This window comes from Aeromonas sp. R6-1 (genome assembly GCF_040908165.1).
Classification (GTDB): Bacteria; Pseudomonadota; Gammaproteobacteria; order Enterobacterales; family Aeromonadaceae; genus Aeromonas; species Aeromonas caviae.
The window spans coordinates 40,710-64,331 of record NZ_JBFODF010000026.1 but is presented as its reverse complement, the minus strand read 5'-3'; the positions used below and the strand labels follow the sequence as shown (position 1 = coordinate 64,331).

General features: G+C 58.4%; 27 protein-coding genes. 23 read left to right on the top strand and 4 right to left on the bottom strand.

Annotation, left to right across the window (positions count from 1 at the left end; all coding sequences use genetic code 11):
* The first annotated feature begins 2 nt into the window (after positions 1-2).
* The 5 genes from ffh (at position 3) to rplS (ending at position 3,520) form a co-directional block, all read left to right on the top strand.
* Entirely contained in the window at positions 3-1,382 is a 1,380-nt protein-coding gene (gene ffh / locus AB5Y68_RS06650; RefSeq protein WP_010673083.1) for a signal recognition particle protein, read from the top strand.
* 179 nt (positions 1,383-1,561) lie between these two features.
* Positions 1,562-1,810 carry a 30S ribosomal protein S16 gene (gene rpsP, locus AB5Y68_RS06645; RefSeq protein ID WP_010673084.1) on the top strand — a complete coding sequence of 83 codons (249 nt, stop codon included), beginning with the start codon at positions 1,562-1,564 and terminating at the stop codon, positions 1,808-1,810.
* A gap of 24 nt (positions 1,811-1,834) precedes the next feature.
* The gene (gene rimM / locus AB5Y68_RS06640; protein ID WP_039039979.1) at positions 1,835-2,356 is read left to right on the top strand and encodes a ribosome maturation factor RimM; all 522 of its coding nucleotides are present in this window, start codon (positions 1,835-1,837) and stop codon (positions 2,354-2,356) included.
* A 34-nt stretch (positions 2,357-2,390) separates the two neighbouring features.
* Positions 2,391-3,140 carry a tRNA (guanosine(37)-N1)-methyltransferase TrmD gene (gene trmD / locus AB5Y68_RS06635; RefSeq protein ID WP_010673086.1) on the top strand — a complete coding sequence of 250 codons (750 nt, stop codon included), beginning with the start codon at positions 2,391-2,393 and terminating at the stop codon, positions 3,138-3,140.
* A 32-nt stretch (positions 3,141-3,172) separates the two neighbouring features.
* The gene (gene rplS / locus AB5Y68_RS06630) at positions 3,173-3,520 is read left to right on the top strand and encodes a 50S ribosomal protein L19 (RefSeq protein WP_005313505.1); all 348 of its coding nucleotides are present in this window, start codon (positions 3,173-3,175) and stop codon (positions 3,518-3,520) included.
* A gap of 102 nt (positions 3,521-3,622) precedes the next feature.
* On the opposite strand, the gene AB5Y68_RS06625 is transcribed toward rplS, so the two are convergent.
* The 3 genes from AB5Y68_RS06625 to AB5Y68_RS06615 form a co-directional block, all read right to left on the bottom strand.
* Positions 3,623-3,952 (bottom strand): isoamylase early set domain-containing protein, encoded by a 330-nt coding sequence (locus tag AB5Y68_RS06625; protein ID WP_010673087.1) that lies wholly within the window; start codon positions 3,950-3,952, stop codon positions 3,623-3,625.
* 83 nt (positions 3,953-4,035) lie between these two features.
* Positions 4,036-4,710 carry a DNA mismatch repair endonuclease MutH gene (gene mutH, locus AB5Y68_RS06620; protein ID WP_039039980.1) on the bottom strand — a complete coding sequence of 225 codons (675 nt, stop codon included), beginning with the start codon at positions 4,708-4,710 and terminating at the stop codon, positions 4,036-4,038.
* Between the two features lie 130 nt (positions 4,711-4,840).
* Entirely contained in the window at positions 4,841-5,050 is a 210-nt protein-coding gene (locus AB5Y68_RS06615) for a hypothetical protein (protein WP_127904546.1), read from the bottom strand.
* 391 nt (positions 5,051-5,441) lie between these two features.
* On the opposite strand from AB5Y68_RS06615, the gene rppH reads away from it, so the two are divergent.
* From rppH to AB5Y68_RS06575, 8 genes are all read left to right on the top strand, one after another.
* Complete coding sequence (gene rppH / locus AB5Y68_RS06610; RefSeq protein ID WP_010673089.1) at positions 5,442-5,969, top strand: RNA pyrophosphohydrolase; 528 nt, start codon at positions 5,442-5,444, stop codon at positions 5,967-5,969.
* Positions 5,970-5,982: 13 nt separating this feature from the next.
* Positions 5,983-8,262: a phosphoenolpyruvate--protein phosphotransferase gene (gene ptsP / locus AB5Y68_RS06605; RefSeq protein WP_041214477.1), complete on the top strand. Its 2,280-nt coding sequence runs from the start codon at positions 5,983-5,985 to the stop codon at positions 8,260-8,262.
* 66 nt (positions 8,263-8,328) lie between these two features.
* Positions 8,329-9,153 (top strand): prolipoprotein diacylglyceryl transferase, encoded by an 825-nt coding sequence (lgt, locus tag AB5Y68_RS06600; RefSeq protein WP_039039982.1) that lies wholly within the window; start codon positions 8,329-8,331, stop codon positions 9,151-9,153.
* Entirely contained in the window at positions 9,153-9,947 is a 795-nt protein-coding gene (gene thyA, locus AB5Y68_RS06595; protein WP_039039983.1) for a thymidylate synthase, read from the top strand. The genes lgt and thyA overlap by 1 nt, the downstream gene beginning before the upstream one ends.
* A gap of 277 nt (positions 9,948-10,224) precedes the next feature.
* The gene (gene nhaA / locus AB5Y68_RS06590; RefSeq protein ID WP_039039984.1) at positions 10,225-11,415 is read left to right on the top strand and encodes a Na+/H+ antiporter NhaA; all 1,191 of its coding nucleotides are present in this window, start codon (positions 10,225-10,227) and stop codon (positions 11,413-11,415) included.
* Between the two features lie 20 nt (positions 11,416-11,435).
* Entirely contained in the window at positions 11,436-11,816 is a 381-nt protein-coding gene (locus tag AB5Y68_RS06585; RefSeq protein ID WP_200886018.1) for a hypothetical protein, read from the top strand.
* Positions 11,803-12,735 carry a transcriptional activator NhaR gene (gene nhaR, locus AB5Y68_RS06580; protein WP_010673095.1) on the top strand — a complete coding sequence of 311 codons (933 nt, stop codon included), beginning with the start codon at positions 11,803-11,805 and terminating at the stop codon, positions 12,733-12,735. The genes AB5Y68_RS06585 and nhaR overlap by 14 nt, the downstream gene beginning before the upstream one ends.
* Positions 12,736-12,783: 48 nt before the next feature.
* The gene (locus AB5Y68_RS06575) at positions 12,784-13,086 is read left to right on the top strand and encodes a metalloregulator ArsR/SmtB family transcription factor (protein WP_029313781.1); all 303 of its coding nucleotides are present in this window, start codon (positions 12,784-12,786) and stop codon (positions 13,084-13,086) included.
* A gap of 48 nt (positions 13,087-13,134) precedes the next feature.
* Here the strand turns inward: AB5Y68_RS06575 and rpsT are convergent, their stop codons facing one another.
* On the bottom strand, positions 13,135-13,398 hold the full coding sequence (gene rpsT / locus AB5Y68_RS06570; protein ID WP_005308808.1) for a 30S ribosomal protein S20: 264 nt from the start codon (positions 13,396-13,398) through the stop codon (positions 13,135-13,137).
* Positions 13,399-13,589: 191 nt separating this feature from the next.
* On the opposite strand from rpsT, the gene murJ reads away from it, so the two are divergent.
* From murJ to tppD, 10 genes are all read left to right on the top strand, one after another.
* Positions 13,590-15,152 carry a murein biosynthesis integral membrane protein MurJ gene (gene murJ / locus AB5Y68_RS06565; RefSeq protein ID WP_039039986.1) on the top strand — a complete coding sequence of 521 codons (1,563 nt, stop codon included), beginning with the start codon at positions 13,590-13,592 and terminating at the stop codon, positions 15,150-15,152.
* A gap of 210 nt (positions 15,153-15,362) precedes the next feature.
* Positions 15,363-16,337, top strand: coding sequence for a bifunctional riboflavin kinase/FAD synthetase (gene ribF / locus AB5Y68_RS06560; RefSeq protein WP_010673098.1), 975 nt, complete (start codon positions 15,363-15,365; stop codon positions 16,335-16,337).
* A complete protein-coding gene (gene ileS, locus AB5Y68_RS06555) occupies positions 16,337-19,198 on the top strand; it encodes an isoleucine--tRNA ligase (RefSeq protein WP_039039987.1) in 2,862 nt (953 codons plus the stop codon). Before ribF ends, ileS begins: the two co-directional genes overlap by 1 nt.
* Positions 19,198-19,701 (top strand): signal peptidase II, encoded by a 504-nt coding sequence (gene lspA, locus AB5Y68_RS06550; protein ID WP_039039988.1) that lies wholly within the window; start codon positions 19,198-19,200, stop codon positions 19,699-19,701. The genes ileS and lspA overlap by 1 nt, the downstream gene beginning before the upstream one ends.
* On the top strand, positions 19,698-20,150 hold the full coding sequence (gene fkpB, locus AB5Y68_RS06545) for an FKBP-type peptidyl-prolyl cis-trans isomerase (RefSeq protein WP_039039989.1): 453 nt from the start codon (positions 19,698-19,700) through the stop codon (positions 20,148-20,150). The genes lspA and fkpB overlap by 4 nt, the downstream gene beginning before the upstream one ends.
* Positions 20,150-21,085, top strand: a complete 936-nt coding sequence (ispH, locus tag AB5Y68_RS06540) for a 4-hydroxy-3-methylbut-2-enyl diphosphate reductase (RefSeq protein WP_039039990.1) — start codon at positions 20,150-20,152, stop codon at positions 21,083-21,085. The genes fkpB and ispH overlap by 1 nt, the downstream gene beginning before the upstream one ends.
* A gap of 110 nt (positions 21,086-21,195) precedes the next feature.
* Positions 21,196-21,603 carry a type IVa pilus pseudopilin TppA gene (gene tppA / locus AB5Y68_RS06535; RefSeq protein ID WP_039039991.1) on the top strand — a complete coding sequence of 136 codons (408 nt, stop codon included), beginning with the start codon at positions 21,196-21,198 and terminating at the stop codon, positions 21,601-21,603.
* Positions 21,604-21,606: 3 nt separating this feature from the next.
* On the top strand, positions 21,607-22,170 hold the full coding sequence (gene pilV, locus AB5Y68_RS06530) for a type IV pilus modification protein PilV (RefSeq protein ID WP_039039992.1): 564 nt from the start codon (positions 21,607-21,609) through the stop codon (positions 22,168-22,170).
* Entirely contained in the window at positions 22,167-23,168 is a 1,002-nt protein-coding gene (locus AB5Y68_RS06525; protein WP_080769990.1) for a PilW family protein, read from the top strand. Before pilV ends, AB5Y68_RS06525 begins: the two co-directional genes overlap by 4 nt.
* Complete coding sequence (tppD, locus tag AB5Y68_RS06520) at positions 23,165-23,608, top strand: type IVa pilus pseudopilin TppD (RefSeq protein WP_039039993.1); 444 nt, start codon at positions 23,165-23,167, stop codon at positions 23,606-23,608. The genes AB5Y68_RS06525 and tppD overlap by 4 nt, the downstream gene beginning before the upstream one ends.
* Positions 23,609-23,622 lie beyond the last annotated feature (14 nt).

The window sequence follows — 23,622 nt, the reverse complement described above, 5'->3', positions numbered from 1 at the left end:
TCATGTTTGAGAATTTGACTGAACGACTCTCGCGCACCCTGCGCAATGTCAGCGGCCGCGGCCGCCTGACCGAAGAGAACATCAAGGATACCCTGCGCGAAGTCCGCATGGCGTTGCTCGAGGCGGACGTCGCCCTGCCGGTGGTGCGCGATTTCGTGGCGCGCGTTAAGGAACGTGCCGTGGGCCAGGAAGTGGCCAAATCCCTGAGCCCGGGCCAGGCCTTCATCAAGATCGTCCATGGCGAACTGGTCACCGTAATGGGGGAGGCCAACGAACAGCTCAACCTGGCTGCCCAGCCGCCGGCCATCATCCTGATGGCAGGTCTTCAGGGGGCCGGTAAGACCACTACGGTCGGCAAACTGGCCAAACTGCTCAAGGAGCGCAGCAAGAAGAAGGTGCTGGTGGTCAGTGCGGACGTCTACCGTCCGGCGGCGATCAAGCAGCTTGAGACCCTTGCGGGCGACATCGGTGTCGACTTCTTCCCGAGTGATGCCAGCCAGAAACCGATCGCCATTGCCACTGCTGCCATCGATCAGGCGCGCAAGAAGTTCTATGACGTGGTGATCGTCGATACTGCCGGTCGTCTGCACGTCGATGGCGAAATGATGGCGGAGATCCAGGATCTGCACGCCACCATCAAGCCGGTCGAAACCCTGTTCGTGGTGGATGCCATGACAGGTCAGGATGCTGCCAATACCGCCAAGGCCTTCAACGAAGCGCTGCCGCTCACCGGTGTGATCCTTACCAAGGCAGACGGTGATGCCCGCGGTGGTGCCGCACTGTCGGTTCGCCATATCACCGGCAAGCCGGTCAAGTTCATCGGTATGGGTGAGAAGACTGACGCGCTGGAGCCGTTCCATCCGGATCGTCTCGCCTCCCGCATCCTCGGCATGGGGGATGTGCTCTCTCTCATCGAAGAGGTGGAGCGCAACGTCGATAAAGAGAAGGCGGCCAAGCTGGCCAGCAAGGTGAAGAGCGGCAAGGGCTTCGACCTGGAAGACTTCCGTGAGCAGCTGGCCCAGATGCGCAACATGGGTGGCATGATGGGGATGCTCGACAAGCTGCCCGGCATGTCCGGCCTGCCGGACAACATCAAGGATCAGATGGATGACAAGCTCACCGTGCGGATGGAGGCCATCATCAGCTCCATGACGCCGAAAGAGCGTGCCCATCCCGATCTCATCAAGGGCTCCCGCAAGCGCCGTATCGCGGCGGGCTCCGGCATGCAGGTCCAGGATGTGAACAAGCTGCTCAAGCAGTTCACCGAGATGCAGCGCATGATGAAGAAGATGTCCGGCAAGGGCGGCATGCGCAAGATGATGGGCCAGATGAAGAACATGCTGCCCCCCGGATTCGGTGGTGGCGGTCGCGGTCCGTTCTGATTTTCCTGCTGGTCAGGCAGAAAGGCTCACCCTGGTGAGCCTTTTTCATGCCAATCCCTGCGCAAAAAATAGCTGGCTTGGTTGCAATTATTACGAATCCAAGTAGAATTACGCGGCTTATTTTAAGCTAGGGTCTGCGTATTTGCAGGCCTTGTTCATTAGATGTTTATGAGGACGATATGGTAACCATTCGTTTACAACGTGGTGGCGCGAAAAAGCGTCCGTTCTACCAGGTAGTAGTTGCTGACAGCCGTAACGCCCGTGACGGTCGTTTCATCGAGCGCGTCGGTTTCTTCAACCCGGTTGCTGCTGGTAACGCTGAAAAGCTGAACCTGGACCTGGCTCGTATCGAGCATTGGGTTGCTACTGGTGCCGCTGTTTCTGACCGCGTTGCCAAGCTGATCAAAGACGCTGCCAAAGCTGCTTAATCAGCCAAACGGTAGGGAGTTAAGGTGGAAAAACCTGTAGTTCTGGGCACCCTGGGGACCGTTTACGGGATCAAGGGCTGGCTTAAAGTGAACTCCTTCACCGATGTTGCCGAAGCGATTTTCGATTACAACCCCTGGCTGATCAATCAGAACGGGGCGTGGCGTGAAATCCGGGTGTCATCCTGGAAGCGTCACAACAAGGGTCTGATCTGCAAACTCGATGGTATCGATGTGCGTGAGGATGCCCTGGCATTGACCAACGTCGAGATTGGCGTCCCCGCCGATCTGTTGCCTGCGTTGCCCGAAGGGGAGTTCTACTGGCGTGACCTCATTGGTTGCACCGTGGTAACCACTAAGGGATACGACCTGGGCAAGGTGACCGAATTGATGGAAACCGGCTCCAACGATGTGTTGGTGGTTGAGGCCAATGTAAAAGATGCCTTTGGTGCAAAGGAGCGGTTGATACCGTTCCTGGAAGAGCAGGTGATCAAGAATATTGATCTGACTGCTCGAACAATCGAAGTTGATTGGGATCCTGGTTTCTAGTTTCCCGCGCTAACACGGGTGCCGGAGGTTTCTTATGTGGATTGGGGTGATTAGCCTCTTCCCGGAAATGTTCCGAGCCATTACCGAGCACGGGGTAACGGGTCGGGCCGTCAAGAGTGGCCTGCTGCAGATTGAGTGCTGGAACCCTCGGGACTTCACCCACGACAAACACCGTACGGTCGATGATCGTCCTTATGGTGGTGGGCCCGGGATGTTGATGATGGTTCAGCCGCTGCGTGATGCCATTCATGCAGCCAAGCAAGCGGCGGGAGACGGGGCGAAAGTCATCTATCTCTCTCCTCAGGGACGCAAGCTGACTCAAGCGGGCGTGACCGAGTTGGCGACGAATCAGAAACTGATTCTGGTCGCCGGTCGATACGAAGGTATCGATGAGCGCGTGATACAAACCGAAGTCGACGAAGAGTGGTCTATCGGGGATTACGTGTTAAGTGGTGGCGAGTTGCCTGCCATGACCCTGATCGATGCGGTTTCGCGTCTGGTCCCGGGGGTCTTGGGTGATCAGGCCAGTGCCGAGCAGGACTCCTTCACGGATGGGCTGCTGGATCATCCCCACTATACTCGGCCGGAGGTGTTGGATGGGCTGACGGTGCCCGAGGCGCTGACAAGCGGCAATCACGAAGTGATTCGGCGCTGGCGACTCAAGCAATCGCTCGGACGAACCTGGCAGAGAAGGCCGGAACTTATTAACAACCTAGCTCTGACTGACGAGCAAGAATCACTTCTTGCCGAGTATGTCCGCGAAGTGCGTGACAGCGTTAAGTAGAGTTTTCAGTTTATCCTAGGTAAGGAAAGACAATGAGCAAGATTATTCAGCAGCTTGAACAAGAGCAACTGCGTACCGACATCCCGGCTTTTGCCCAGGGCGACACCGTACGTGTTCAAGTTCGTGTTAAAGAAGGTGGTAAAGAGCGTCTGCAGGCTTTCGAAGGCATCGTGATTGCCAAGCGTAACCGCGGTCTGCACTCTGCTTTCACCGTTCGCAAGATCTCCAACGGCGAAGGTGTTGAGCGTGTATTCCAGACTCACTCTCCGCTGATCCACAGTGTAGAACTGAAGCGTCGTGGTGATGTTCGCCGCGCCAAACTGTACTACCTGCGCAACCTGTCCGGCAAAGCTGCTCGTATCAAAGAGAAGCTCAACTAATTCGATTCGAATTGGTGTCGGTATGTCGGCGAAAAGCTCGACAGGTAGTGAAAAGGCTCGCCAATGGCGAGCCTTTTTTGTATCCGTGTGCTGGGTATTGGCTCAACCGGGCTGGCTGACCCGCACCACAGAGTTGTCACGCCCGAAGGGGCCAGGCACATAGTCGTCCGCCTCCCAGTCGTTGTCATAAAGGGTTTCACCATCGGGTTGCACTAGCTGATAGCAATACTCGAAATGGCTGGGGCCATCGGTCGGCAGGTTGAGTGTCGCCTTGAACTCCCCGTTTTTCATCCTCTTCAGTTCAATGGGCTGCCACTGGCTGAATTCACCCAGCAGCAAGACCTGCTCGGCATCACCGGCGGCCTCCTTTTCGACGGCAAAGGTCACCTTGACCTCGGGACGGGATTTGAGGAATTGCTTGTTGATCGGCATATGGACTCCTTGTCACTGGCTGCGAAGAAAGTAGTGCTGGTTATTTTTATATCACTTTATGACAAGGATGTTGATAAACAGGATCAAAGGGGGAGGGCAAAATGGCGCTGCAGGAGCTGATGGGTGAACTCGATCTTGAGGTAGAAGCCTCGTGGTAGCGTCATGATGGGTTGGCCATTGCGGCCGATGGCGCGGGTCAGCGCCTTGCTGTTGGCCGCCTTGGGGCGCAGCTGCAATACCTGGCCGTGGCGGGCACTGATCTGCTCCACTTCCCCCAGCACTATCATGTCCATCAGCTCTTCCCAGTCCTGGCGCAGCAGCCCTTCTTCCTTTTCATTCGGGCTCCACAGCAGCGGCATGCCGACGCGACGGTCGCCGACAGGGATGTCGCGGCTGCCCTCCACCGGGATCCAGAGCACCCGCGACAGCTTGTTGCGCACGTTCGACTCCTCCCAGCGCTGGCCGCTGACCCCGATGAGGGGGGCCACGCAGACAAAGGTGGTTTCCAGCGGGCGCCCTTGAGGATCGACGGGGATCGTCTTGAGCTCGATACCGAGATCCGGAAAATCCTGCTCGGGACGGCTACCTGCACTGGCACCCAGCTGCCACTCGATCAACTGCCCTGTCCAGCCCTTGTCACGTCTGAGATCCCGCGGTACGGGGATGCCCGCCGTTGCGGCAAGCTGGGCCAGAGTGAAGCCCGCCATGGCGTAGGCTCGACTGAGCAGCTCTTGTTCTGACTGGGGATTGGCGGGCATGAGGGCTCCTCTGGAGATAATAGACATCGCAATACGGATCCTTGCATGGTATCGCTGATTTTATAACCGATCCTCGCCCGACTATACACAGGGAGACATGGATGGCCAAATTCAATATATCCAAATGATTTTAAAGGGATTTACTTTCTTTATCCAGTATATCGGCACGCCGGATCCCCGCATAAACGAGTTGTCCAAGGGTTTGTGCGAGCTGTTGCACACAGTTATCCACAGAAATCTTGGATAACTGGCGTAAAGTGGTGAAAGGAAGCGTGGCACCAGAAATAAATGTGAGAGTACGCCGATTTTCAGCGCCATTTCGGTGCAGATAATGCGCCATATCTGTGGATAAATCCGTCTTGGTGGATCTTTGAGCAGTCGAACTTGTTCACAATTGACAGGCTGGATCCTCTTAGGCAAAAGACATGGATCTTGATCCAGCAATCAAACTATAACCTTATGTATTTAAATGTATATTTTGTTTTTAAGTGAATCGGGTATGATATGCTTCCGTGCAATGCCACAGTATAAAACTACTGTATATACCTGCTTGATCACAGGTTTATGCACAGTCTGGGTGGGCAACTTGCCTAGCATGAACCTTCAATTTGTTTATAACTTTGCTTGAAATGCCAAGTTATTCATGAATGGAAGATGACAGTCCCTGTTTGCCGCCACGGGGTGAATGTGGAACAATCTCGTTATAGATTCAGCCTTTATAAGGTGATCACGTGATAGATGGTGACGGATTTCGTCCCAATGTCGGCATCGTGATCTGTAACCGTGACGGACAAGTATTGTGGGCTAAGCGCTATGGGCAGCACTCCTGGCAGTTTCCGCAGGGGGGGGTTGATGATGGTGAATCGCCGGAACAGGCCATGTATCGTGAGCTGTATGAGGAGATAGGCCTCAAGCAGGACGATGTGACCATACTGGCGACCAGTCGCAACTGGCTGAAGTATCGCTTACCCAAACGACTCGTCCGCTGGGACAGTTCACCGGTCTGTATTGGCCAGAAGCAGAAATGGTTTTTGTTGCAGCTCGATCCTGGCAAAGAGTCCAGGATCCAGTTTGGCTGTCATGGTCACCCGGAATTTGATGATTGGCGTTGGGTCAGCTTCTGGTACCCGGTTCGTCAGGTCGTCTCCTTCAAGCGGGAGGTTTACCGCCGGGTGATGAAGGAGTTTGCCCCGCTGGCCATGCCAGTCCCCGTGGTGCAGGCTAACCGAAAAGATGGGCGGCGCAACCGCTCGCGTTAAGGAGCACAACTAGTTGCTGACGGAACTCAGACGCATCGTGGAAAGCATGGCCGAGGCCAACACCCTCGAACAGGCCTTGCAAGCATTGGTGAGCCAGACCCGGCTCGCCATGACGGTGGACTGCTGCTCCGTCTATGTGGCCGAGCCGGACATGCGCCGCTATCGACTGGCTGCGACCGATGGTCTGGCCGAATCGGCCGTGGGCAAGGCCACCCTGCCGTTCGAGCAGGGTATCGTCGGCCTGGTGGGTCAGCGTGAAGAGCTGATCAACCTGGCCGATGCCCCCTCTCACCCCAGTTTCAAGTTTCTGCCCGATGTGGCGGAAGAGGCGTTTCGCTCCTTCCTCGGCGCTCCCATCATGCATCAGCGTCAGGTGGTGGGGATTCTGGTCGTGCAGCAGAAGGAGAGCCGCCTCTTCGATGAGGGGGAGGAGTCCTTCATGGTCACCCTGGCGGCTCAGCTGGCTGCCCGCATCGCCCAGGCCCAGGCCAAGGGGTGGCTGCAGAAGACCGACTGGAGCAAGCCGCTGCGCGGTATTGCCGGGGCGAGTGGCATCGCCATCGCCAAGGCCTGGGTGTGGCGTCCGCGCAAGGCGCTCAATACCATCACGCCGCGCAAGGACGAGGATCATGCCAAGCAGCTTGCCCGTCTCGAGCTGGCGGTGGAGGAAGTGCGCCATGATCTGGAGAGCTTGGCACTGCGCTTTCGCGAGAGCTACAGCCAGGACTCGGTCGCCATCTTCGACATCTATCTGCACCTGTTGAACGATCCCGGCTACATCAAGCCCATCCGCAACAAGGTCAGCAAGGAACACTGGACGGCGATCTCGGCGGTCAAACTCATCAGCGATCGGCTGATAGAGCAGTTCAAGGGGATGAAGGATCCCTATCTGCGGGAACGCTCCACCGATGTGAAAGACATCGCCCAGCGGCTCATCAGCCGGCTGGTGCAGGACGAACCCGAGCAGCTCACCATCGGCGAACCCGTGGTGCTGGTCGCCGATGAAGTGACGGCCACCATCCTTGCGGAGATCCCGAGGGAATTTCTGAGCGGTGTGGTGTCGCTCAAGGGCGGGACCAACTCCCATGCCGCCATCCTGGCCCGTGCCATGGGGGTGGCGGCCATCATGGGGGTGGATCTGCCCCTCGGTGACATCGGCGGTCGCACTCTGGTCATCGATGGCTACAGCGGCGATCTCTTCATCGAACCCAACCAGGTGATCCTGACCGAGTACCGGCAACTGCTGAGTGAGGAGCGGGCACTCGACACCCTGGTGCGCAGCGTCGACAACCAGCCCTCCGAGACCGCCGACGGCACCAAGGTCTCTCTGCTGCTCAACGCAGGGCTGAGTGCGGATACCGAGATCTCCCTCAATCATCTGGCGGACGGGGTCGGGCTCTATCGCACCGAGATCCCCTTCATGCTGCAGGACAGCTTCCCTTCGGAGTGGGAGCAGACTGCCCGCTATCGCGGGATCCTGGAAACCTATCGGGATCGCCCGGTTTGCATGCGGACTCTGGACGTGGGGGGGGACAAGCAACTGCCCTATTTCCCCATCGTGGAGGAAAATCCCTTCCTTGGTTGGCGGGGGATCCGGCTCACCCTGGATCACCCCGAACTCTTCTTGGTGCAGCTCAAGGCCATGTTGCGGGCCAGCGAAGGGCTGGACAATCTGGCCATCATGCTGCCGATGATCAGCAGTGTCAGTGAAATCAAGGCCTCCCGTCGTCTGCTGGATCAGGCGTGGCGCGAGGTGTCGGAAGAAGCGGCCAGCCGCGATGCGGTGATCCGCTACCCCAGTCTCGGGGTGATGATCGAAGTCCCCTCCGCGCTGTACATCCTGCCGGAGATGGCGCCGCTCATCGACTTCTGGTCGGTGGGCAGCAACGACCTGACCCAGTACCTGCTGGCGGTGGATCGCAACAATGCCCGTGTCGCCAGCATCTACGATGCCTTCCATCCCGCGGTGATCCGCGCTTTGCAACTGTTGGTCGATGCCTCCCGGCGCTATCACAAGCCGGTCTCTGTTTGTGGCGAGCTGGCTGGCGATCCGGTCGGAGTGCTGCTGCTGCTGGCCATGGGCTATCGTCGTTTCAGCATGAATACCCACAACATCTCCCGTATCAAATACGTGCTGCGGCAATCCGACCTTGGCGAGTTGAAGGCGCTGATGGCGGATGGTCTCAAGCATGACAATCCTCACGTGCTGCGCGGCCTGTTTGCCCGATATCTGGAAGAGCACGGTCTGGGCGGATTGCTGCGGGCTGGGCACAAGGTCAGGCTGCCCGATTGATATTCCACCTTGTTACTGCGTAAGAATGATCGGAGAATGCGGCTTTTCTTATGATTGGGGCCGCCTATGCAGCACGACGGATATTGGGTTTTCTCGCAGATTGATCCCGTAGCATTCAGTTTGGGACCATTATCGGTACGCTGGTATGGTCTCATGTACCTGTTCGGTTTTGCCTTCGCCATGTGGCTGGCAGGTCGCCGCGCCGATGCACCCAATAGCGGCTGGACCCGCAACGAGGTATCCGACCTGCTGTTTTATGGCTTTCTCGGGGTGATCCTGGGTGGCCGTATCGGCTATGTGCTGTTCTACAACTTCGATCTCTTCCTCGCCGACCCGACCTATCTGTTCAAGATATGGACCGGTGGCATGTCGTTCCACGGTGGCCTCATCGGGGTGATCACCGCCATGATCTGGTTTGCCCACAAAACCCAGCGCCACTTCTTCACCGTGGCGGATTTCGTGGCGCCGCTGATTCCGTTCGGCCTCGGTGTTGGCCGCATCGGCAACTTCATGAACGGCGAGTTGTGGGGTCGGGTGACCGATGTCCCCTGGGCCATCATCTTCCCCGAGGCTGGCCCCGAGCCGCGTCACCCGTCCCAGCTCTATCAGTTCGCGCTGGAAGGGGTGGTGCTCTTCATCATCCTGAACCTGTTCTGGCGCAAGCACCCGCCCCGTGGCGCCATCTCCGGCATGTTCCTGCTCTTCTACGGTCTGTTCCGCTTCCTGGTGGAGTTTGTTCGTCAGCCTGACAGCCAGCTGGGTCTCTACTTCAACGAGATCAGCATGGGCCAGATCCTCTCTACCCCGATGATAGTGGCGGGTGCACTCATGGTCTGGGCCGCCTACAAGCAGCCCCGCCTGTTCGGCAATGCACCCAAGGAGGCGAAGTAATGCGTGCCTATCTCGACCTGATGCAGAAAATTCTGGATGAAGGGACCGTCAAATCCGATCGCACCGGGACCGGGACAGTCTCCCTGTTCGGTCATCAGATGCGCTTCAATCTGGCGGAAGGATTCCCGCTGGTGACCACCAAGAAGTGCCACCTGCGCTCCATCATTCACGAGCTGCTCTGGTTCCTCAACGGCGATACCAACACCGCCTATCTGAAAGAGCACGGTGTCAGCATCTGGGATGAGTGGGCCGACGAGCACGGTGATCTGGGGCCTGTCTATGGTGCCCAGTGGCGCTCCTGGCCGGCGGCCGATGGGTCTGTCATCGACCAGATCCAGAAGGCGGTGGACGACATCAAGCACAACCCGGATTCCCGCCGCATCATCGTCTCCGCCTGGAACGTGGGCGAGCTGGACAAAATGGCGTTGGCACCCTGCCACGCCTTCTTCCAGTTCTATGTGGCGGATGGCAAGCTCTCCTGCCAGCTCTACCAGCGCAGTTGTGATGTCTTCCTTGGCCTGCCGTTCAACATTGCCAGCTATGCGCTGCTGACCCACATGATGGCGCAGCAGTGCGATCTGGAAGTGGGGGACTTTGTCTGGACCGGCGGCGACGTGCACCTCTATTCCAACCACATGGAGCAGACGGCACTGCAACTCACCCGCGAGCCGCGCCCTTTGCCGCAACTGGTGATCAAGCGCAAACCTGACTCCATCTTCGATTACAGATTCGAGGATTTCGAGATCCAGGGCTATGATCCCCATCCAGGGATCAAGGCGCCTGTCGCCATTTGAGTAGGTTATGAGTACGGGGCGAGCCCCGTCTCTCAGGTGACGATGAATCGACACTCAGCTATTAGAGGCGCCTGCGGGCGCCTTTTTGCATTTTTGTGAATTAATATGCAATTTTCGGGCTGGGAGATGGCTCCTGAAAAGGGGAAATAACCTGCTTATAGCAGGCATTATCTGTTTTGCTTTCGGTTTTTTCGTTGTTATCAGCCGTTAGAAACGATTTTTCATTGAGCTACTCTGGCCCTAGACTGAAAAGATGCAATTTTATGGGTAGTTAGATATGAGCGATGTATTCAAGCGTTTTCTCAAACTGGAGTCCGCTTCCGGGATCATTCTGATCCTGGCCGCCCTGCTTGCCATCGGCCTGGCCAATTCGGCGCTGGCGCAACACTATCAGAGCTTCCTCAATACCGAGGTGCAGGTTCGCATCGCGGCCCTCGACATCAACAAGCCGCTGCTGCTCTGGATCAATGATGGCTTCATGGCGATCTTCTTCCTGCTGGTGGGTCTCGAGGTGAAGCGAGAGATGTTGGAGGGAGCGCTTTCCTCCCGGGTGCAGGCAACCTTCCCGGCCATTGCTGCCGTGGGGGGTATGTTGGCACCGGCACTCATCTATAGCTTCTTCAACTACGGGGACGAGGCTACCCGTGCTGGCTGGGCGATTCCGGCCGCAACCGACATCGCCTTCGCTCTCGGGGTCATGGCGCTGCTGGGCAAGCGGGTACCGACCAGCCTCAAGGTCTTCTTGCTGGCGCTGGCTATCATGGACGATCTGGGGGTCATCATCATCATTGCCCTCTTCTACACCCAGCAACTGTCGCTGACTGCGCTGGCGATAGGTGTGGTGGCCACCCTGACCTTGCTCTGGATGAATCGCCGTGGTGAGGACAGGATTGGACTCTATATGCTGGTCGGCCTGGTGCTCTGGGTTGCCGTGCTCAAGTCCGGTGTCCATGCGACCCTGGCGGGGGTCATCGTGGGCTTCATGATCCCCCTCAACGGCAAGCGTTACGCATCGCCACTCAAGCATCTGGAGCATGTGCTGCACCCCTGGAGTGCCTTCCTGATCCTGCCGCTGTTCGCTTTCGCCAACGCCGGGGTATCGCTGGAGGGGATCTACTTCTCGGCTCTGCTCAATCCGCTCCCCATGGGGATCATCCTGGGGCTCTTCGTCGGCAAGCCGCTCGGGATTTTCACCATCAGCTGGCTGGCAGTGAAATCAGGCATTGCCCAACTGCCGCAAGGAGTGAACTTCAGACAGATCTTTGCCGTCAGCATTCTGTGTGGCATCGGCTTTACCATGTCGATGTTTATCGCATCGCTGGCATTCGAGCATGGCGGACTGGACTACGGCAGCTACTCGCGCCTCGGGATCTTGGCAGGTTCCACACTCGCGGCTGTGATCGGTTACATCGCCCTGCGGATATCGCTGCCCAATCGGGAGGCGAATCAAAGTACGGAGGGGTTATGAGAAAACTCGGATGGTTAGTCATGCTGGCGAGCCCTGCAATCTGGGCAGATAGCCTGGCCGATTGTCAGCGGGATGCCACCTCGGCAAGCTGTTCTGCCTATCTCAACGGGGTGGTCGACAGCGCACTCATGCTGGGGGACTCACAGGTAAAAGCTCGGTTCGGAGAGACCTTCACCGAACGGGCATTGAGCAGTCGTGCCGGCGAGCGAGTCAAGCTGTCCAACAAGCGCTATTGCACCGAGCGAATGCCGGATGCCGGTCGTCTCAAGGCCCATCTGCAGGCACAGTTCGACGCGAACAAGGTTGACTCGATCAGCGACATGTATGACATTCTGGCGGTTGAACTCAGCTGCTACCGGAGCCCGCCTGGCGCGGGAACCCCATCGGATGTCACACCTTAACTACAACCATCTCTACTATTTTTGGATGACTCAGAAGAAGGGCTCCGTCACGCAGGCGGCGGAAGCCCTCTTTTTGACTCCACAGACCGTGACCGGTCAGATCAAACTGCTCGAACAGCGTCTTGGCGGCAAGTTGCTGATCAGAAAGGGGCGCTCCCTTGAGGCCACCGAGCTTGGCCAACTGGTGTTTCGCTATGCGGACAAGATGTTCAGCCTCTCCTACGAGATGCTGGATATCGTCAATTACCGCAAGGAGAGCCAGATCCTGTTCGACGTCGGCATCGCCGATGCACTCTCCAAGCGTCTTGCCAGCCGGGTACTGCTCTCCGTGATCCCCAATGATGGTTCCATTCACCTGCGCTGCTTCGAGTCGACCCATGAACTGCTCCTGGAGCAGTTGAGCGAGCACAAGCTCGACATGATCCTCTCTGATTGCCCGGTGGACTCCAGCCAGCATGCCGGGTTGCTGTCCAAGCGTCTGGGGGGATGCGGCGTCAGTTTCTTCTGCAAGGCGCCTCTGCCCTCCCAGCCTTTCCCTGCTTGCCTGGAAGAGCGCAAGCTGCTCATCCCGGGCCGTCGCACCGCCATGGGTCGTCAACTGACCCAGTGGTTCGAGCAGCAGGGGATTTCCCCCAGTATTCTGGGAGAATTCGATGATGCGGCGCTGATGAAGGCGTTCGGCTTCTTCAACCAGGGCATCTTCATGGCTCCGACCATCTATCGGGAAGAGATCCTGGAGGGGGAGGAGGTGATGCTGCTAGGTGAAACCCAGGATCTGATGGAGGAGTATTACGTCATCTTTGCCGAGCGGATGATCCAACATCCTGCGGTCAAGCGAGTATGCGAGAGTGATTTCTCCTTCCTCTTTGCCGGGCAGGAGGATTTCACGGCCATTCAGCCGGCAAGCCTCTCGTTTTAAATCGACGGTGACGGCGCTATGATGCCTGTCTTGGAAGAGGAGGGTGAGATGCAATTGGAAGAAATGGAAGCGAATGCCGGGCGTGCCGTCACCCTGCTCAAGGCATTGGCCAATGAACGGCGGCTGTTTATCTTGTGCCAGTTGCTGGATAGGGAGCTGTCGGTCGGCGAGCTGAACGAGGTATTGGGATTGAGCCAGTCAGCCATGTCGCAGCATCTGGCGGTGTTGCGCCGGGATGAGCTGGTGGCGACGAGGAAGGAAGCCCAGACGGTCTATTATTCCCTGCGCAGCCATGAAGTGCGTGAGATGATCGGACTGTTGCACAGACTGTACTGTAGCGACCCCAAATAAAAAACCGGCACTAGGCCGGTTTTTTCAGCTTTCATCAGCGGATGCTGATTAAGCCATGGCTTTGATCTGGGCAGACAGGCGGCTCTTGTGACGAGCAGCTTTGTTCTTGTGGATCAGGCCTTTGGTCGCCATACGATCCATGATCGGCTGAGCAACAGCGAAAGCGGCAGTGGCAGCAGCCTTGTCACCAGAGGCGATGGCAGCGATCACTTTCTTCAGGTAGGTACGGGTCATGGAACGACGGCTGGCGTTGTGCTGACGACGTTTCTCTGACTGAAGAGCACGCTTCTTAGCAGATTTGATGTTAGCCAAGGTAAAACTCCTAAAACTGTCTTAGCGAGTGTATTGAAAAGGCCCGGAAATATGCCTTCCCAACCACATATTGTCAAATGATTTGTGCAAATAAACACCGCCCCCCGGTGGTGTGTCAGATGGGAGACGGTTAAACTGTCGGCCGATTCTAACAGCATTCTTTTCTTTCCGACAGTTCCAGAGGCCTCGTCTTGAGTAAGAAATTGATCAAATCCGGCATGATAGTGTCCGGAATGACGCTGGCATCCCGTGTGATGGGCTTGGTGCGCGATGTGGTCATCGCCAATTTGCTCGGTGCCGGGGTGGCCGCAGACGTCTTCTTCTTCGCCAATCGCATTCCCAACTTCTTGCGCCGGCTCTTTGCCGAAGGGGCATTCAACCAGGCCTTCGTGCCCGTGATGACGGAGTACAAGAAAAATGGTGACGAGCAGGCGGTTCGCGAGTTGCTGGCGGCGGTGGCGGGCACCCTGGGTGGTATCGTCACCGTGGTCACCTTGCTCGGGGTGCTGGGTTCCGGTGTCCTGACGGCCCTCTTTGGCTGGGGCTGGTTCTGGGACTGGCTGCACGGCGGACCGGCGGCGGAGAAGTTCGAGCTGGCCAGTCTGATGCTCAAGATCACCTTCCCCTATCTCTGGTTCATCACCTTCACCGCCATGGCGGGGGCCATTCTCAATACCTTTGGCCGTTTTGCCGTGTCCTCCTTCACGCCGGTGTTCCTCAACATCACCATGATTGCGGCGGCCTGGTGGATAGCGCCCTTGATGGAGCGCCCCGAGATCTCCCTGGCGATCGGTGTCTTCCTCGGCGGTCTGGTCCAGTTTTTGTTCCAGTACCCTTTTCTGCGCCAGCTCAACATGCTGGTCTGGCCCAAGTGGGGTTGGCACCATCCCGGGGTGGTGAAGATCCGTACCCTGATGATCCCGGCCCTGTTCGGTGTGTCGGTCAGCCAGATCAACCTGCTGATCAACACCATGCTGGCCTCGTTTCTGGCTACCGGTGCCATCAGCTATCTCTATTATTCGGACAGGTTGCTGGAGTTTCCCCTCGGCCTCTTTGCGGTGGCCATCAGCACGGTGATCCTGCCTGCCCTGGCCAGGAAACACGTGGATGCGGATCCGGCTGATTTTTCTCGCACCATGGATTGGGGGGTGCGCATGGTGATGTTGCTCGGCTTGCCAGCCATGGTCGGCATCGCCGTGCTGCGCGAGCCCATACTGCGGGTGCTTTTCATGCGCGGTGAGTTCGGTCTGCACGAGGTGAGCATGTCGAGTGCCAGCCTGCTGGCCTCCACTACGGGGCTGCTCTCCTTGATGCTCATCAAGGTACTGGCCCCCGGTTATTACGCCCGCCAGGACACCAGGACGCCGGTGCGTATCGGCATCATGGCCATGGTAGCCAACATGGTGTGCAACCTTATTTTCATCTATCCGCTCGGCTACGTCGGGCTGGCGCTGGCGACCGCCTGCTCCGGCACCCTGAATGCCGTACTGCTGTTCAAGGGGCTCTATCAGCAGGATGTTTATCGCCCTTCCCGCAACACCGGGCTGTTCTGCCTCAAGCTCTTGGCGGCAACGGTCTTGATGGGGGGGCTTCTGGCCTATCTATCACCGGATCTCCCCCAATGGGGGGCCTGGAGCATGGGCAAGGCCAGCCTGGAGTTGACCCTGCTGCTCTGCCTGGGCGGAGCACTGTACGGCATTGTCCTCTTGGCATTGGGGATCCGGCCACGGCACCTGAGAGCCGGTCAGCAATAAGGAGCCAGCTGCAAGGGAGGGGGACAGTACAGGGGAGATAGGGGAGCGGTCTCAGGGGCTGTCGGGTTGGCCCGCCAACGAGGTGCGATGCTCCTGGCCGAGTCCGAGAAGCGAGCGGGATGGCTAAATCGGGCCAACGGCAGGGCTGACCCTGCCTGCTGCCTGATATATAATCCGCCGATTTCCATGGCAGCAACGCACAAGGCACTGATGGAGCTTATTCGCGGCATTCACAATATCAAGCCCCGTCACCGGGGCTGTGTATTGACCATAGGCAACTTCGATGGGGTTCATCAGGGGCACCACGCGGTGTTGGCCCGTTTGCAGGAGAAGGCCGCCCAACTTGGCCTGCCGGCCTGCGTCATGTTGTTCGAACCCCAGCCGCTGGAGCTGTTTGCGGGCAGTGCCGCGCCCGCCCGCCTCAGCCGCTGGCGGGAGAAGTACGAAGCCCTCAAGGGAATGCAGATCGATCGCATGCTCTGCGTGCGTTTCACCCATCGTTTTGCCGAGCAGGCAGCCAGCACCTTCATCGAGCAACTGCTGGTGGAGAAACTCGGCGTGCACTATCTGGTGGTCGGCGACGATTTTCGCTTCGGCAAGGGGCGGGAAGGGGACTTCCACCTGCTGGAGGAGGCAGGTCGGCGCTTCGGGTTCGAGGTGATCAGTACCCAGAGTTTCCAGCTTTCCCGCCAGCGGGTCAGCAGCACCCTGGTGCGCGAGGCCCTCAAAGCGGGCCGCATGGCGGAGGTGGAGCTGATGCTCGGTCGCCCCTATGCCATCAGCGGCCGGGTGGCCCACGGCGACAAGCTGGGGCGCACCATAGGTTTTCCCACCGCGAATCTGGCCCTCAAACGCCAGGTTGTCCCGGTCGGTGGCGTGTTTGCGGTGGAAGTGATATGTTCCGGCAAGACTTTCCCCGGCGTCGCCAATGTGGGTGTACGTCCGACCTTGAGCGGTACACAAGCCAGATTGGAAGTACATCTATTTGATTTTTCTGGTGATCTATATGGTCAGCAGGTCAAGGTGCTGCTTCGCCACAAGCTGCGCGAAGAGCAGAAATTTGACTCTTTCACCGCCTTGAAAGAGCAGATCGAACGAGATGCCCTGGCGGCCCGAGCCTGGTTCGGGCTGCCACAATTTCATTTACCCAGCACTCTTTTAGAAAAGAAGGGAACCCAGGACTGATGAGCGACTATAAACACACCCTGAATCTGCCGGAAACCGAGTTTCCGATGCGTGGCGATCTGGCCAAACGCGAACCCAACATGCTGAAACGTTGGTACGATCAGGATCTTTACGGCGCCATTCGCCGCGCCAAAGCGGGCAAGCCTTCTTTCATTCTGCACGATGGCCCCCCCTATGCGAACGGCAGCATTCACATCGGTCACTCGGTCAACAAGATCCTCAAAGACATCATCATCAAGTCCAAAGGCCTCTCTGGCTTCGATTCCCCCTATGTACCGGGCTGGGATTGCCACGGTCTGCCCATCGAGTTGAAAGTGGAAGGCATGGTCGGCAAGCCGGGCGAGAAGGTTTCCGCCGCCGAGTTCCGCGCCGAGTGCCGCAAATACGCCAAAACCCAGATCGAAGCGCAGAAGACCGACTTCATCCGTCTGGGCGTGCTGGGTGACTGGGAACACCCCTACCTGACCATGGATTTTGGGACCGAAGCCAACATCATCCGTTCCATGGCCAAGATCGTTGAAAACGGCCACCTGCACAAAGGCTCCAAGCCGGTGCACTGGTGTACCGATTGCGGCTCCGCGCTGGCTGAAGCGGAAGTGGAGTACTACGACAAGAACTCTCCCTCCATCGACGTGCGCTTCAAGGCCGTCGACGAGGCTGCCGTTGCCGCCAAGTTTGATTGCGCCGAAGGCCACACCGGCAAGGGCGCGCTCTCTGCCGTGATCTGGACCACCACTCCGTGGACCCTGCCGGCCAACCGCGCCATCGCCATGCATGCCGATCTCGACTACGCACTGGTGCAGGTAGAGGGCGACAATCCCGAGCGTCTGATCCTGGCCGCCGAGCTGGTCAAGGACGTGATGGATCGCGCCGGCATCGAGCACTTCCACAACCTGGGCTATGCCAAGGGTGCTGCACTCGAGCTGCTGCGCTTCAACCACCCCTTCTACAGCTTCGACGTACCTGTGGTGCTGGGTGACCACGTCACTCTGGACGCCGGTACTGGCGCGGTGCACACCGCCCCTGGTCACGGTCAGGAAGACTTCGTGGTCGGTCAGAAGTACGGTCTGGAAGTGGCCAACCCGGTTGGCAGCAACGGCGTCTATCTGCCGGATACCGAACTGTTTGCCGGCCAGCACGTGTTCAAGGCCAATGCGGCCGTGGTCGAGGTGCTGACCGAGCGCGGCGCCCTGCTGCATCACAAGGTATTCAACCACTCCTACCCGCATTGCTGGCGTCACAAGACCCCGATCATCTTCCGTGCCACCCCCCAGTGGTTCATCAGCATGGAGCAGAAGGGTCTGCGCAAGCGTGCTCTGGAAGAGATCGAGCGTATCGAGAAAGAGGGCATCGCCGAACACGGCCAGAGCGGCTGGGTTCCGGCCTGGGGCAAGAATCGCATCCAGGCGATGGTCGAGAACCGTCCTGACTGGTGCATCTCCCGTCAGCGTACCTGGGGCGTGCCCATCTCCCTGTTCGTTCACAAGGATACCCAGGCGCTGCACCCGGAGTCCGTGCGCCTGATGGAAGAGGTGGCCATGCGGGTCGAGCAGTCCGGCATCCAGGCCTGGTGGGATCTGGACAAGGCCGAGCTGCTGGGCGCGGACGCCGACAACTACGAGAAGGTGCCTGATACCCTGGACGTCTGGTTTGACTCCGGTTCTACCCACGCCTCCGTGGTCGACGCCCGTCCCGAGTTCAACGGCAAGCCGGCCGACATGTATCTGGAAGGCTCTGACCAGCACCGTGGCTGGTTCATGTCCTCCCTGATGATCGGCGTCGCCATGAAGGACAAGGCACCCTACAACCAGGTGCTGACTCACGGCTTCACCGTGGACGGTCAGGGCCGCAAGATGTCCAAGTCCATCGGCAACGTGGTAAGCCCGCAAGACGTGATGAACAAGCTGGGTGCCGACATCCTGCGTCTGTGGGTAGCGAGCACTGACTACACCGGTGAGATGACCGTCTCCGACGAGATCCTCAAGCGCTCCGCCGACGCCTATCGTCGTATCCGCAACACTGCCCGTTTCCTGCTGGCCAACCTGAACGGTTTCAATCCGGCAACCGACATGGTGTCGCCTGCCGACATGGTGGTGGTGGATCGCTGGGCAGTGGGCCGTGCCAAAGCGGTACAAGCCGAGATCGTGGCTGCGTTCGACGAGTACAACTTCCACGGCGTGACCCAGAAGCTGATGCAGTTCTGCTCCATCGAGATGGGCTCCTTCTATCTGGATGTCATCAAGGATCGTCAGTACACCGCCAAGGCCGACAGCCTGGCCCGTCGCTCCTGCCAGACCGCCCTCTATCACATCGCCGAGGCCATGGTGCGCTGGATGGCGCCGATCATGAGCTTCACTGCCGACGAGATCTGGGCCCTGCTGCCGGGTGAGCGCGGCGAGTTCGTGTTCACCGAGGAGTGGTACGACGGCCTGTTCGGGCTGGAAGCGGGCGAAGTGCTGAACGACGAGTTCTGGGCCGAGATCCTCACCGTGCGCGGTGAAGTGAACAAGGCGCTGGAAGTGGCCCGTGGCGAGAAGCGCATCGGCGGTTCTCTGCAGGCCGAGCTGACCCTGTTCGCCAAGCCTGAGCTGGCCGCGCGTCTGAACGCCCTGGCCGATGAGCTGCGCTTCGTGCTGCTCACCTCCAAGGCCAGGGTGGTCAGCGTCGATGCCGCACCGGCAGAGGCCGTGGCAACCGAGCGTGATGACCTGTGGCTCTGCGTGGCCCAGTCTGCCGCCGCCAAGTGCGACCGCTGCTGGCACCATGTGGAAGACGTGGGCACCATTGCGGGCCATGAAGAGATCTGTGGCCGCTGCGTCACCAACGTCGAGGGTGACGGCGAAACGCGTCAATTTGCCTGATGAACATGACTCAACATAAAAGCGGCCTGCGTTGGCTGTGGCTGGCGGTGCTGGCCTTCGTACTGGACCAGGCGAGCAAGCTCGCCGTGGTCAAGCTGCTGCCGTTTGGCTACCCGGGGGTGGAGATCACCCCCTTCTTCAACCTGGTCCACGTCTACAACAAGGGGGCGGCTTTCAGCTTCCTGGCAGATCAGGGAGGCTGGCAGCGCTGGTTCTTCGCTGTGCTGGCGTTCGCCATCTGTGGCCTGCTGATCCACTGGCTGCGCAAGCAGTCGGTCACCCAGCGCTGGAGCGGTATCGCCTACAGCCTGATCATCGGCGGGGCGCTCGGCAACGTGTTTGACCGGTTGGTGCTGGGCCATGTGGTCGACTTCCTCGACTTCTACTGGCAGCGCGCCCACTGGCCGGCGTTCAATCTGGCTGACAGCTTCATCTTCATCGGTGCCGCCATGATCGTGCTGGACGGCTTCCGTGGCGAGAAAAAACAGGACGCGACCTTATGAGCCAGCTGATTGCTGCGGACAGCAGCGTGCTGTTCCATTTCTCTATCAAACTGGAAGATGGCTCGGTGGCCGACAGCACGGCGCTGCACGGCAAGCCTGCCCGTCTGCGGATGGGAGACGGCAGTCTGACGCCGAGCTTCGAGCAATGCCTGCTGGGGCTGCGCGAAGGGGAGAGCAAGAGCTTTACCCTGGCGCCGGAAGAGGCGTTTGGCCTCTCCAATCCTGACAACATCTACCATCTCGATCGCGCCAAGTTCGGTAACGAAGTTGAGCCCAAGGTGGGTACCATCATTCTGTTCGACCAGCCCAACGGCAGTGAACTGCCCGGGATCATCCGGGCGGTGGAAGGGATGTCGGTCACGGTCGATTTCAACCACCCCCTGGCCGGTCACACCGTCACCTTCGCGGTGGAGATCCTGGGGGTTGATGACGAGGAGAAGGTGCACTGATGGATATTCTGCTGGCTAACCCCCGTGGCTTCTGTGCCGGTGTCGACCGGGCCATCAGCATCGTCGAGAGCGCGCTGGAGAAGTTCGGTGCCCCCATCTATGTCCGCCATGAGGTGGTGCACAACCGCTACGTGGTGAACAAGCTCAAGGAGGCGGGCGCCGTCTTCGTGGAGGAGCTGGATGAGGTGCCGGATGACAGCATCGTCATCTTCTCTGCCCACGGTGTCGCCAAGGTCGTGCGTGAGATGGCCAAATCCCGCGCCCTCAAGGTGTTCGATGCCACCTGTCCGCTGGTGACCAAGGTGCACATGGAGGTCCATCGCGCCAGTCGCAAGGGCTCCGAAGCCGTGCTCATCGGCCATGCCGGCCACCCCGAGGTGATCGGCACCATGGGACAGTACGAGAACAGTGAGGGTGGCATGTATCTGGTGGAGACGCCGGAAGATGTGGCCAAACTCAAGGTGAAGAACCCGGATGACCTCTGCTTCGTGACCCAGACGACACTCAGCGTGGACGAGACCTCGGATGTCATCGATGCCTTGCGTGCGCACTTCCCCAAGATCCAGGGGCCGCGCAAGGATGACATCTGCTACGCCACCCAAAACCGCCAGGATGCGGTGCGGGAGATGGCCGGGCTGGTGGACGCCATGCTGGTGGTGGGGTCGCGCAACTCTTCCAACTCCAACCGTCTGAGGGAGCTGGCCGAGAAGGTGGGCGCCAAGGCCTACCTCATCGACGATGCCTCCATGATTGAGCCGCAATGGCTGGACGGGGTTGCCCGTATCGGGGTCACGGCGGGTGCGTCAGCCCCCGATGTGCTTGTTCAGAATGTCATCGCCCGGCTGCGCGAGCTGGGAGGCAAGATAGTGACCGAGCATCCTGGCCGGGAAGAGAATGTGGTGTTTGAAGTGCCGCCCGAGCTTAGAATTATTTGAATGTGGCCAGGATGGCCTGAGAATAAAGAGTTATGTTCCTGATGCCGGATTTGTCGTTGCGACCTATCCGGCATTAGACTATATGAACCGCCAGTCACCAAGGATGGGTTATGATTGGGTTCTATCGAGGCTTTTCTCTCATTGAATTGATGATTGTCGTCGCAATCGTGGCGATTCTTGGCACTATTGCCTATCCCTCCTATCAGCGTTACCTGCTGTCCAGCCACCGAATTGATGCCAAAAAAATGCTGTTGGATGCCGCCAACAGACAAGAAACCTATTTTATGGACTTCAATCGGTATACCTCATCCGCAGCCGATTTGAATATCTCGGAGAACTCCGAATCCGGCTTCTATCACTTGGTCATCTCAGCCGGGGTCAATACATACATCCTGTTTGCCACAGCCTCTGGTGCGCAGGGGTCAGACAGCGACTGCATCATTTTCTCCATCGACCAGGATGGCACCCGGAGTGCCACCCGGCTCGGGGATACCGTCAACAATGCTTGCTGGGACTAGGCGATGAAACCACTGCACCATCGACACACGAGGGGATTCAGCCTGCTGGAGGTGATGATTGCGGCCGTGGTGCTCTCCTTCGGCTTGCTGGGATTGGTTGCCATGCAGGTCACCGCCAAGTTTTCCAGCTACGAAGCGCGTCAGCGCACCATCGCCAACTGGCTGGCCAATGATCTGGTCGAACGCGCCAGGATCAACAAAGACAGCTGGGCTGGTCAGGGAACGACAGTGGTATCCGGCAACGCGATCCTGGATATGCCGAGCTGTGCCAACAACAATGGCACCATGTCGGATTGCAGCAGGACTGAGCGGCAGGCACTGGACCTCTTCTACTGGCAGCAGTCTCTGCTGGGAACCGCGGTATCCGGTGCCGCGTCACCTCTGCAATCTCCGGTCGGCTGCGTGATTCGTGGCGCCAACAACAGTTTGACCATAGGGATCTTCTGGCAGGGGCGGGAGTCTCTGTCCGATGGTGCCGTTGCAGTGGCCGCAGTGCGCAACAGTTGTGGGTTGGGCAATGCAGCAGACAGACAGAGGCGTCAGTTCGTACTGACGACCACACTATGAATGCCCGCGGCTTCACCCTGATTGAATGGTTGATTGCCATGTTGATCGGCGTATTTCTGGTCGGTGGTGGCTTGAGCATCTTCGTGGCTTCCCGCGCCACAACGGAAGATGCTTTCGATCAGAGCGAGTTGCAGGAGAATGGGCGTATTGCGATGCGTTTGGTAACCCAGGACCTGAAGTGGGCGGGCTTCTGGGGGGACTACACCGGTTCCCCCATGGCAACGGGGCAAGGCGTGACTCTCAGCAGCGGGTCTGCGGTGCTTTCGGCGAACGATTGTCTGGACAATTTGGGGCGTGGCAGCTTGCCACCCAGCGTGGGAACAAATCGGGGGGTCTGGGTCGCTCGGGTGGACAATAACAGGGCGATTAACGGGGGGGCTTTTGCCTGTATTCCCGTGACGTCACGTATTGCCAATACGGATGTCATCAGCATCAAGCGATTGATTGGGCAGCCCCTGGCCGATGCCGCAGCTACTGATAATCGCTTCTATCTTGCTACTACGACGCAAGCGGCGCTGATGTTCAAAGGGGGAGAAACAGTGCCCACGATGACAGATATGCCGGCTCGTCAGCTCTGGGAATATCAGCACTTTATCTATTATCTCGCTCCCAATGCCGCAGGCAACCCGGAACTGAGAAAGCGTTACCTGACTGCCAATGGGGGCTCGGTTCTGATAGGAGGCCCCATGGCGGAAGGGATTGAGCGCATGACGGTGCTGTTTGGTGTTGACGACACTTCTGTTGCCGATGGGGTCATTGATCGCTATGTCGCGTCTACAAACGTGACCGAGCAGGAATGGAGCGAAGGGCGTGTCGTTGCTGCCCGTGTTTTTATTCTGGTGCGATCGTCGCAAGCATCCAGCAGCTATGTGAACAACAACATCTATCAGGTAGGTAGTACCAGCGTATCAGGCAATGGGGATGGGTTTCGTCGCTTGCTGCTGGAGAGCAGCGTGTCGCTGCGCAACCCGGTGGTCATGACTGGAGGTGGTTCATGAGGTCTCAGCATGGCGTAGCCCTGATCGTCGCGCTGATCATTCTGGTACCTCTGACGCTGATCGCCGTGGTGGTGATGCAGTCCTCCGGGCAGGATCTCAAGATGGCAGGCTCTGCGGCCAATTTCAGGCAGGCAGAACACAGACTGGAAGGCATCATCGAAGCGGCGGTACAGAGCAATAACATATCGACGGTGATTGCAGGCATGGGGTCTGCGCTGGGGGCGAGTGCTGCCATCAGTGTCAATAGCAGCAATAATTCAGCCAATGTGGCCCTCACCAATCGCACGGAAACTGTCTGCAAACGCAAGGTGGATGCCAGCAGCAGCAATGTGATTCCTGTATGCAAATATGTCGAGCTACAGGCCGGTGTCAATTATGGAAAATATTCTCGCCCGCTGACCTGGACTGCGGGTGTGGAACAGCCACTGCTCACAAAATAGGAGCGAAGGATATG

Coding starts and splice junctions, on each gene's coding strand:
- ffh (WP_010673083.1), top strand. CDS start 3: ATGTTTGAGAATTTGACTGAACGACTCTCGCGCACCCTGCGCAATGTC.
- rpsP (WP_010673084.1), top strand. CDS start 1,562: ATGGTAACCATTCGTTTACAACGTGGTGGCGCGAAAAAGCGTCCGTTC.
- trmD (WP_010673086.1), top strand. CDS start 2,391: ATGTGGATTGGGGTGATTAGCCTCTTCCCGGAAATGTTCCGAGCCATT.
- rplS (WP_005313505.1), top strand. CDS start 3,173: ATGAGCAAGATTATTCAGCAGCTTGAACAAGAGCAACTGCGTACCGAC.
- AB5Y68_RS06625 (WP_010673087.1), bottom strand. CDS start 3,952: ATGCCGATCAACAAGCAATTCCTCAAATCCCGTCCCGAGGTCAAGGTG.
- mutH (WP_039039980.1), bottom strand. CDS start 4,710: ATGCCCGCCAATCCCCAGTCAGAACAAGAGCTGCTCAGTCGAGCCTAC.
- AB5Y68_RS06615 (WP_127904546.1), bottom strand. CDS start 5,050: ATGGCGCATTATCTGCACCGAAATGGCGCTGAAAATCGGCGTACTCTC.
- lgt (WP_039039982.1), top strand. CDS start 8,329: ATGCAGCACGACGGATATTGGGTTTTCTCGCAGATTGATCCCGTAGCA.
- thyA (WP_039039983.1), top strand. CDS start 9,153: ATGCGTGCCTATCTCGACCTGATGCAGAAAATTCTGGATGAAGGGACC.
- nhaA (WP_039039984.1), top strand. CDS start 10,225: ATGAGCGATGTATTCAAGCGTTTTCTCAAACTGGAGTCCGCTTCCGGG.
- AB5Y68_RS06585 (WP_200886018.1), top strand. CDS start 11,436: ATGCTGGCGAGCCCTGCAATCTGGGCAGATAGCCTGGCCGATTGTCAG.
- nhaR (WP_010673095.1), top strand. CDS start 11,803: ATGTCACACCTTAACTACAACCATCTCTACTATTTTTGGATGACTCAG.
- AB5Y68_RS06575 (WP_029313781.1), top strand. CDS start 12,784: ATGCAATTGGAAGAAATGGAAGCGAATGCCGGGCGTGCCGTCACCCTG.
- ribF (WP_010673098.1), top strand. CDS start 15,363: ATGGAGCTTATTCGCGGCATTCACAATATCAAGCCCCGTCACCGGGGC.
- ileS (WP_039039987.1), top strand. CDS start 16,337: ATGAGCGACTATAAACACACCCTGAATCTGCCGGAAACCGAGTTTCCG.
- lspA (WP_039039988.1), top strand. CDS start 19,198: ATGAACATGACTCAACATAAAAGCGGCCTGCGTTGGCTGTGGCTGGCG.
- fkpB (WP_039039989.1), top strand. CDS start 19,698: ATGAGCCAGCTGATTGCTGCGGACAGCAGCGTGCTGTTCCATTTCTCT.
- ispH (WP_039039990.1), top strand. CDS start 20,150: ATGGATATTCTGCTGGCTAACCCCCGTGGCTTCTGTGCCGGTGTCGAC.
- tppA (WP_039039991.1), top strand. CDS start 21,196: ATGATTGGGTTCTATCGAGGCTTTTCTCTCATTGAATTGATGATTGTC.
- pilV (WP_039039992.1), top strand. CDS start 21,607: ATGAAACCACTGCACCATCGACACACGAGGGGATTCAGCCTGCTGGAG.
- AB5Y68_RS06525 (WP_080769990.1), top strand. CDS start 22,167: ATGAATGCCCGCGGCTTCACCCTGATTGAATGGTTGATTGCCATGTTG.
- tppD (WP_039039993.1), top strand. CDS start 23,165: ATGAGGTCTCAGCATGGCGTAGCCCTGATCGTCGCGCTGATCATTCTG.